Genomic DNA, 1,523 nt, shown 5'->3' with positions numbered 1-1,523 from the left:
GAGTTATGGGGGCCTAACTCCCCAGCCAGATAACCACAGCTTGAAGCCGCCGCCTTGAGGAAAACCTAGGACGCGGTGCACGGGAGGCCCCCAAGGAAATCCCAAGCTGCTCACCGGCTTCAGGGTTGGGACGGGGACCTCTGGAGAAGCCACTCCACAGCCTCGGTTTTGTCCGTGAAAAAGCGGGTTGGGCACGGGTGGCTGTGAGGGACGCGGAAGCTGGCTATGACGCGGTCCACCGGGTTGGAGCCCAGCAGCGCGATGCGCGCCGCCGCGCTGGGTATCGAGAAAACGGACCGCGCACCGTGACTGACAGTTTCGACGCCGGTCATCTCCACCAACAGGGGGCGGCTTTGGCCTTGGCAGATATCGTTGACTTTGGCCATGGCAGCTTTGATGTCGGCTTCATCCAGACTGGCCTTTGGCTGCCAGAGCAGGTGGAGGACTCCATCCGCGCGGAGCTGTAAAGTGCCCTTGCCGCCGTCAACGGTGATGGTCTCCATCAGGCACACCCCCTTTTTCTCGACGTTTGCGTGAGGAGTAATTGTTCTCCGCCCATCCAGCTCACAGCGTACCCAGAATTTACTGCTTGGCCATGGCGGCCCTGCCAGCCCCGCGGCTTCCCTGAAGTCAGCGGTTGTCGCGCTGCTTTTCGGCCTCTTTCTGTGCTTTCTCGCGCTGCTCGTCGGCTTCTTTCTGTGCTTTCTCGCGCTGCTCGTCGGCTTCTTTCTGTGCTTTCTCGCGCTGCTCGTCGGCTTCCTTTCTGGCCTCTTCCGCCTGCTCCTGCTGGTCCTCGGTCAGCTGCGGAGCAGTCGCCGGGGCTGCGGGTGACGGTACCGGCGCGAGGGACGCTTCCAAATCGCTCCTGATGGTGCCGATGGCAGCCTCGATCCTGCTCCGGCGTTGCTGGGTCATCCGGCCCTGCTCGGCAGCTGTTGCCACCTCCTGGCTCAGCTGCCCCAGCTCGGCCAGCGCTGCGGGAAAGTCCTGCCGCGCGGCCAGCCCTTTCGCCGCAGCGACCCGGGTTTGCAGTTGCGCCGCCACGGCATTGTCCAGATCGGGTTGACCGGCGCAGCCAGTCAGGAGCGACATGCCAAGGGCGCCGGCCACAGCAGCGGCCAGTATTTTTTGCAGGGGAGTGGGGTTCATGGCGTGACGCTTTCTTCCAGTTCCTTGAAGTGCTCGCCCAGCTGCCCAGTGATGGCCGGCCCGGGCGTTTGCACCGGGGCAGGGGCCGGCCGCTGCACCGTGGTCAGCAGCACAACGAGGAGCGTCACCACGGCGGCGGCGACTGCGGCCAGCACCCATAGCCGGCGGTTTCCGGGGCGTCGAAGTTTTTCCCACGGACGCCTTCGGGCAGGTGCAGGCTGGGCAGAAGCCGGTGAGCGTGATGGCATGTGCGGGGCCGGCTGCCATGACGTGGCGTTGGTTGCCTGGTCTTCCGGCAGGGCCGGGAGCCGTGTGCCCTGTCTCGCGGCCGGGCTGCCGGCTAGTGGCTGTCCGGCGGCCCCCGCGGCCAGGAC

General features: G+C 65.7%; 2 protein-coding genes and 1 pseudogene. All 3 read right to left on the bottom strand.

The window, feature by feature from the left end:
* Positions 1–119: 119 nt before the first annotated feature.
* Positions 120–503: a DUF7793 family protein gene (locus tag AC5RWX_RS33180; protein ID WP_494100410.1), complete on the bottom strand. Its 384-nt coding sequence runs from the start codon at positions 501–503 to the stop codon at positions 120–122.
* A gap of 127 nt (positions 504–630) precedes the next feature.
* Positions 631–1,149: a hypothetical protein gene (locus AC5RWX_RS33175; RefSeq protein WP_494100409.1), complete on the bottom strand. Its 519-nt coding sequence runs from the start codon at positions 1,147–1,149 to the stop codon at positions 631–633.
* A pseudogene (locus AC5RWX_RS33170) lies at positions 1,146–1,523 on the bottom strand (hypothetical protein); the annotation flags it as partial. The pseudogene AC5RWX_RS33170 and the gene AC5RWX_RS33175, both read right to left, overlap by 4 nt.

The sequence above is a fragment of the Arthrobacter sp. SPT-J7 genome (assembly GCF_059089965.1).
The sequence above is the reverse complement of the archived record's forward strand: the minus strand, read 5'-3'. Positions and strand labels throughout refer to the sequence as shown.

What these genes read in the sequence shown, in the direction of transcription:
- AC5RWX_RS33175 (WP_494100409.1), bottom strand. Translation starts at nt 1,149, where the DNA reads ATGAACCCCACTCCCCTGCAAAAAATACTGGCCGCTGCTGTGGCCGGC.
- AC5RWX_RS33180 (WP_494100410.1), bottom strand. Translation starts at nt 503, where the DNA reads ATGGAGACCATCACCGTTGACGGCGGCAAGGGCACTTTACAGCTCCGC.